This window comes from Olsenella sp. An290, from assembly GCF_002159535.1.
Classification (GTDB): Bacteria; Actinomycetota; Coriobacteriia; order Coriobacteriales; family Atopobiaceae; genus Thermophilibacter.
In genome coordinates this window covers 59,809-67,241 of sequence record NZ_NFIU01000010.1, presented here as the reverse complement: position 1 = coordinate 67,241, position 7,433 = coordinate 59,809, and the positions used below count along the sequence as shown (strand labels likewise).

Here is a 7,433-nt window from a genome sequence, read left to right as displayed (position 1 = left end):
CTCCCTGTCCTCCCCGCGCCCCGAGCCCCCGCTCGGGGCGCTTCCCATGCCGTCCGGGCGACACCACGGGGCGCTCCCCTCCCACCATCTGCGGTATGCTTTTTCGTAACGTCGTCAGTGAAGGGGGAGTCCCATGAGCGAGAAGTGCGTGCTGGTTGGACAGTCCGGCGGACCCACCGCCGCGATCAACGCGAGCCTGGCGGGAGTCATCGCCGCAGGCACGCTCGAGGGCTCGCGCGTCGAGGGCATGCGCTACGGCATCCAGGGGTTTCTCGACGGGCGCTCGGTCCGTCTTGACGAGGCCTTCCTGAGCCGGGTCGACCTTGACCTGCTCTGCAACACGCCGGCAAGCTGGCTGGGCAGCTGCCGCTTCAAGCTCCCCACCCCGGAGCAGGACGAGGGCGTCTACCACAGGCTCTTTGAGCGCTTCCAGGAGATCGGCACCTCGGCCGTCCTCTACATCGGCGGAAACGACTCCATGGACACGATCGCCAAGCTGGCGGCCTACGGACGCGAGACGGGCAGCGACATCCGCTTCCTCGGCGTCCCCAAGACCATCGACAACGACCTCGTGGGCACCGACCACACCCCCGGCTACGGATCCGCGGCGCGCTTCGTGGCCACCGCCATGAACGAGCTCGCCTACGACGCGGACGTCTACAACCTCAAGAGTGTCACCTTCGTCGAGATCATGGGGCGCGACGCGGGATGGCTCACCGCCTCGTGCGCGCTCGCGTTCGTCGAGCCGGACGTGGTCCTGCTGCCCGAGGTCCCGCTTGACGAGGAGGCCCTCATCGAGCGCCTCTCCGAGCTCCTGCGCAAGAAGAACACCGTGATGGTGGGCGTGAGCGAGGGCGTGCGCACCGCGGACGGCCAGCTCGTCTGCGAGCGCGCCGCGGCCGGTGGCGTGGACACGGACGAGTTCGGGCACCTCGCGATGCTCTCCGGAGCGAGCCGCTACCTCGCGGCGCTCGCCAAGCGACGCCTGGGCTGCAAGACGCGTGCCGTCGAGCTGTCGACGCTCCAGCGCTGCGCGAGCTACGTGGCCAGCCGCACCGACCTCAACGAGGCCTACGACCTGGGCTTTGCCGCGGTCGAGGCCGCGTTTGCCGGCGAGACGGCCAAGATGTGCGCACTCGAGCGCGTCTCTGACAGTCCGTACGAGGTCCGCACCAAGCTCGTCGACGTGCTCGCCGTGGCCAACCAGGTCCGCAACGTCCCGAGCGAGTGGATCGCCGCGGACGGCATGGGCGTCGGCGACGAGCTGAGGGCCTACATGCGCCCGCTCGTGGGAGAGCTGCCCGCGCAGCTGGCGTCGCTCGGGTAGGGGCGCGGGCCGGGGGCCGGACGCGGGCGATAGCATACAAAGTTGCCCGCAAAAGGCTGGTTTTTTCAGTTTCGACCCCAAATTTGTATGCTGTTCCGCCCCGTCGCCGGCCTTCCCAGCGCAGGCGACAGGACCTCCCGCTAGACAGGATCACCCGTCACCACAACCACCCGCAGGGCGGGTGGTTTTTTGTGTCCCGCACCGTGCGGCGCACGGGCCAGGGCTCGTAAGAAAAGGGGCGGCCCCTGGTGGGACCGCCCCTTGGAGGTGGCTCTCGTGCCGTGCGCTAGTGGATCTTGAGACCCTTGCGCATGGCGGCGATGCCGGCGCCGGCAAGCGCCACGCCGATGAGGGCGATGGGCACGATGCCGGTCACGGAGGCGTCACCCGTCTCGGGGACGCCGGAGCCGCCGGTGGACTGGCCACCGCTCGGCCTGTTGGTACCAGGCTCGCCAGTGCCGGGCTTGTCGCCGGGCTGCTGGTCGTCCGGGTTGGGGTCGGTACCGCCGGGCTGCTGGCCGTCGTCGGCCTTCTCGAGGCCGGCGATGGCGCCGTTGAGCGCCTCGTAGGCGGCCTTGAGCTCCTCGTCGGAGGCGCCGTCGGCAAGCGCGGCCTTGGCGTCGGCGAGGGCCTTCTGGTACGCGGCCCAGGACTCGGCCGTGAAGTCGCCCTCAACAAGGCCGGAGTTGCGGTCGATGAGGCTCTCGATCTTCTCGGCGTAGTTCTCGCCGGGCTCGGGTGCCTCCTCGGGCTCGGTCGTCACGGAGACGGTCGCCGCCTCGGACTCGTTGCCGGCGGCGTCAACCGCCAGGACCTGGATGTCGTAGGCCGTGCCGGCCTCGAGGCCCGAGATCTTGTAGCTCGTGGCGTCAGCGCCGAGCGTGGCCACCAGCTCGCCGTTCACGAGGACCTTGTACGCCGTCACGGCGGAGTCGTCGGAGGACGGGGTCCAGGTGACGGTCACGGAGTCGCTCGTGACCTCGGAGGTGGTGACGTCGCCCGGAACGGTCGGGGCCTCGGTGTCACCCGCGGTCGTGAAGGAGCAGGTCGCGGCCGTGGACGCATTGTGGTGCGCGTCGTAGGCGATGACCTTGACCTCGTAGTCCGTGCCCGGGTTGAGGCCGTCGAGCACGCAGCTCGTGGCGTCGGGACCGAGCTCGGCGACGAGCTCGCCGTTGGCGAAGACGCGGTAGTACGCCACGTCGTCGCTCGTGGAGGCGGTCCAGGTGACGGTGGCCGTGGTCTTGGTCACCTCGGAGGACGCGGCCTGCGCGGGAGCGGCGGGCGCCTCGGCGTCGATGCCGGAGCCGTCCTTGGGCGTCACGCGAAGGTTGTCGATGACAAAGTCACCGGAGCCGATCGCCGTGTTGTTCTGCGTGCCCTGGGAGCGGACGCCGATCCAGGTGAGACCAGACTCGGAGCCCGTGACCTCCATGGTCGCGTGCTTGGTGGTCTGCGTACCGGTGCCCTCGTCGTAGGTGCCGGCCAGCGGGGTGAAGTCGGAGACGTAGGTGTTCTCGCCGTCGCCGACCATCATCGCGTACTGACCGAGCGGGCCGACCTGGTAGTCAAACTCGACCGTGTAGGTCACGCCCGGCTCGAAGTAGAGCGTCTGCGGCGTGGTCTGGTAGAGCAGGCCCTGGCGGCTGTCGTGGTGCTTGAGCGACCACTCGCCGTCGAGGACGTCGTCGATGACCTTGCCGTTCCAGCCGACGCTGGTGTACTTGCCGTGGTCCTGCGACAGGTGCGTCACGGCGTCGCCACCGTTGGCGGTCGGGCCGATCACGAACGGGTAGAGACCGGAGACGGCATGCTCGAAGTCCTGGAAGAAGGAGCCGTCGGCAGCCTGCACCGGGAAGTCCGCGTTGGCAACGTAGCGGATGTTGTCAACGTAGGTGCTGCCCTCGCCCGCGGCGCGGGAGATCACGAGGGTCGCGGTCTCGGACTCGGCCGTGAACTTGACATAGACGCGCGTCAGGTACGAGGTCTGAAGGGCGCTCGTGTGACGCTGGTCGCTCGCCGTGTAGTTCTTGACCACGGACTTGCCCACGGTGCGGGTGCTCACGCTCTCGCCGGAGGCCACGGAGACCGTCGCGGGGGCGTCGCTGCGGTTGTCGATGAAGAGCTCGGCCACGTAGGTCTCGCCCGGGGTCAGGCCCGTGAGCTGAGTGTTCACGGAGACGAACTCGGACGGGGAGTTGATGGCCAGGCGCTGGTCGCCGGTGCCGGCAACCTCGACCTGGACGGCATCGCTGTCGATGTCGCCGCCCCAGACGTCAGCGTGGAGCTTCTCGCCGTTGGTGTAGGTGTTGAAGCCCGGGTCGACGACGCCGGTGCCCTCACCAAAGTCCACGGTGTCGGCCGTGGGGGCGGTGGAGCCGTTGGCCACGATGACGTACGGGACGCCCGCCTCGCAGTTGTAGGTGAGGGAGTCGCCGAGCGTCATGTCCTGGCCGTCGACGCGACCCTGGTCGGTGAGCTTGTAGAGCGTGACGTTCCTGCCGGACCAGCCGGGAGCCACGTCGAGCGTGACCTCGCCGCCGTCGAGGCTGTAGAGGTAGAGCTTCTCCTCGCCCTCGTCGGTGGTCCAGGGGAGCAGGTAGGAGTCGTCGTCGAGGACCTTCTTGCCGTTGAGCGTGATCTCGCGCTCGATGACGCTGTCGGAGCGCTGCGCCTCGTGGCGCGTCACCACGACGGTGTCGCCGGCCTCGTTCTTGAGGGTGATCTGCTTCTCGTGGTTGCCCACGGGGGACTCGCCCTCGGCGTAAGTCTCCCAGTCATACACGTCGTAGTGCATGAGGAAGCGCGTCGGGAAGTTCTCGAGGAACAGGGTCTCGATGTAGAGGTTGAAGTCCTGCTCGTTGCCCCAGCCCTCGAAGCCCTCGGTGGTGGAGCCGCCAAGGAGCGGGTTGTCCATCACGCCGCCCGTGCTCGGACCGTTGTTGGGCGAGATGTCGCGCTGGCTGTTGCGCAGGAAGCGGACTATGTCGCTGTTGATGCCCTTGGTGGCGCTGCCGCCGTAGGCGATCTCGGTGGCCCAGTGGCTCCAGGTGGAGTCGTACTCGCCCTCGTTGGGGAACTCGGTCGAGAAGCGCCAGCCCAGGGAGTTGATCTGACGGGCGATGTTGCGGGTCTCCCAGGCGTCCTGGTACCAGACGTCCAGGTAGATGAAGTCCATGTTGTCGTCGCGCGTGGCAGCGTCGGCGGCAACCTCGGCCTCGGAGGCGGCGACGGCACCGGTCTCGGCCGGGTTGCCGACGTACTCGCCCTCGTCCCAGTTGCGGTTCACGAAGCTCGTGCCGTTGATGCGGTCGTAGAGCTGGACGAAGCGGGCCCAGCGGGCGCCGGAGCCGAGGTCCCAGAGCTTGTCGATGACCTGAGACTGGTCAAGCCAGCCCCAGCCGTTGCCCATGCCCTGGACCATGCGGTCGTTGAAGGACTTGGACTCGGGGTAGGACTCCTGCGCGTTCACGTGGATGCCCACCTCGGTGTTGTACTCGTGGGCGATCTTGATGAGCTCGCGGAAGCCCTCGGCGCCACCCTCCTTGACGGCGATGTCGGCGTACTCGGAGTTGGCGGAGTCGTGACCCTCGTTGCCGTAGCCCTTGAGCAGGAGCGCCTGCGGCAGACCGTCGGTGATGAGGGAGACCTTCTTGAGGTTGTCGGCGGTGAGGGCGTAGGGGTTGGTCACCTCAGAGCCGAAGTTCATGACGATGCGGTAGGCCACGAGGTCCTTCATGTCCTCGGAGCCATACGGGACGTTGAGGATGTCGCGGGTGACCACGGCACCGTCGTTCCAGTCGATGGCGCCGTCCTCGTTGACGTCACCGGCGATGGCGACCTTCACCCAGGGCAGCTCGCTCGTGGGGTACGAGACGTCGCTGTGGCTCGCGAGGTAGGTCTGAGCGGCCTTGTCGCCCTGCTCGTAGTACCACACCGAGCTCGTGATGCCCATGGTGTCGGAGCCGTTGTTGAGGGTGACGCGCTTGTCGCCCTCGGCCTCGGAGTTGGAGAAGATGCCGGCAGAGTAGGTGTCCGTGCTCAGGAAGCCGTACATGAAGCTGTCGGTCTTGTTGGCCTCGAAGCCGTCATCGAAGGTGAAGAAGCGGTCGCCCGTGGCCGTCGTGTTGGTGGACATGACCGCACCGGCGAAGTTCGCGTTCGCGTCGGCCTGATCGACGGTCACCAGGTTGTTGTTGGTGATCTCGATGGTCTTGATGGGGGCGCAGCCCTCGTTCTTCTGGATCTTCGTGACCTTCCAGGAGAGCTGGGTGCCCTCGACCTTGACCTCGACGGTCATGGTGAAGTCAAGGTGGTTCTCGTCATCCTTGACGACCATGGTATAGGTCGCGGTGTCGCCGGAGATCTCGGAGGTGACCTCGGGGGCAACCTCAACGCCGTTGATGATGAGCGTCGTGACGTCGGACTCCTGGCCGCGGACGTACTTCTCGGTGGCGTCCTCGCCGGCCATGGCGTAGCGCGCGACCTGCGGGAACTTGTCGGAGACGTAGACCGTCATCTCGTCGGAGGAGATGGTCTGGTACTTGGAGAGGTCGAGCTCGGGCTTGGGGTCAAGCTGGAGGTCGACGTTCTCGTTGGTGCCCTCGGACTCGCTCTTGACGTCGTAGGAGATGGTCTTGGCCTGGTAGCCCGGGGCGCTCGCCACGATCTCGTGCTCGCCGACCTCGACGTCGGCGATGGACCAGGTGCCGTCGGCGGCCGTCTTGGTGTTGAGCGCACCAATGCGGACCGTGGCGCCCTCGAGGGGGTCGCCGCTCTCGTCCGTAACCGTGCCGGAGACGCTCGCGAGGTTCACGTACCAGGAGGTGACCGTCTCGCCACCGCGGGTGACGAGCAGGCCCCAGTCCTCTTCCATGATGGGCTCGTCGTTGACGGCCGCGTCGGCAAAGCGCAGCGAGGTCTGGAGGTTCACCTTGACGCCGTAGACGCCCTTGCCGCTGAGCGCCGCGGTGCAGTTGCCCGCGTTCTGGTTGCTCATGCTCTGGGTCTTGCCGTTGACGGTGAGCGAGACCTTCTCGTTGTTGACGCTGATGGAGATCTCCATCGGCACGCCCTGCTCGGGCGTGGGCAGGTCGCCGCCAAAGGCGGGATAGGAGCCGGAGCCGTCCTTGTTGAACTGGCAGTACCAGCCGCTCGACCCGTCAAAGCCGATGTACATCCAGTTGTTGTCGTCAACGTAGGTGTAGAAGATGCCAAAGTTGACCGACGACGTCTCCGGGACGATCGTCATGGAGAGGGTCTCGCCGTTGTTGGCCTTGCGGCTGTTGTCAACGAGGACCAGCGGGGCCTTGGTGCCGGCGTTGCCATAGGCGTGACCGCCGGCGTTGTTGGAGCCGCCCGTGATCTGGATCCACTTGCGACCCTCCGGGACCTCCTTCACGTACTCGGCGGCAGGCTCCCAGACCTGACCCTCGATGTCTTTGTAGAGGGCCCAGTCGGAGAAGTCGGTCACCGTGGTGTCGCCCATCTTCACGTTGGTGAAGTAGACGTCGGTGTACTGGGTCGAGTAGGTCGCGCCGCCAAAGCCGACCTTGCCGTCCTGGGCCATGAGGCCCGCGACGGCGGCGTTGCTGACGGTCGCCGTGGTGCCGTTCACGTTGACGGTGATGTTGTCACCGTCGTGGGACACCGTGATGGTGGCCTTCTCGCCCTTGGGGATGCTCGGAAGGCCGGAAAGCGACGGATAGCCGCCGGAGCCGCCCACCTTGTACTCGAGGAACCAGTTGTTGCTCACGTCGTAGCCGATGTAAGCCCAGTTGTTGTCATCGACGTACTTGATGACAAAGCGGAGGCGGCTCGTGGTCGCCTCGGAGTCGAGGATGAAGTCCGCTCCCACGGTCTCATCCCCCACCGTGTCGCCGCTGAGGACAAAGGCCTCGGGCTTGGCGCCACCAAAGTGCCCGTTGCCGTTGTTGGCACCAGACACAAGGTGCGCCATGGTGTCACCGGCAGCGAGCGCCGGCGACGCCGAGCCCAGGGCAATGCCCAGAGCGGCGACGAGGGTGACGGCCACGATCGCAAGCGACCTCAGCCAGCCCCCTCCCGGTCTCTTCTTCATAGAACTCCCTTCTTCACACGTGTCTCT

General features: G+C 66.7%; 2 protein-coding genes. One reads left to right on the top strand and one right to left on the bottom strand.

Going from position 1 to position 7,433, the window contains the following annotated elements; all coding sequences use genetic code 11:
- Positions 1–133: 133 nt before the first annotated feature.
- Positions 134–1,327 (top strand): diphosphate--fructose-6-phosphate 1-phosphotransferase, encoded by a 1,194-nt coding sequence (locus B5F84_RS06905; RefSeq protein WP_087322157.1) that lies wholly within the window; start codon positions 134–136, stop codon positions 1,325–1,327.
- A 286-nt stretch (positions 1,328–1,613) separates the two neighbouring features.
- Here B5F84_RS06905 and B5F84_RS06900 read toward each other — a convergent pair whose 3' ends face one another.
- Positions 1,614–7,406 (bottom strand): endo-alpha-N-acetylgalactosaminidase family protein, encoded by a 5,793-nt coding sequence (locus B5F84_RS06900; protein ID WP_158094507.1) that lies wholly within the window; start codon positions 7,404–7,406, stop codon positions 1,614–1,616.
- Positions 7,407–7,433 lie beyond the last annotated feature (27 nt).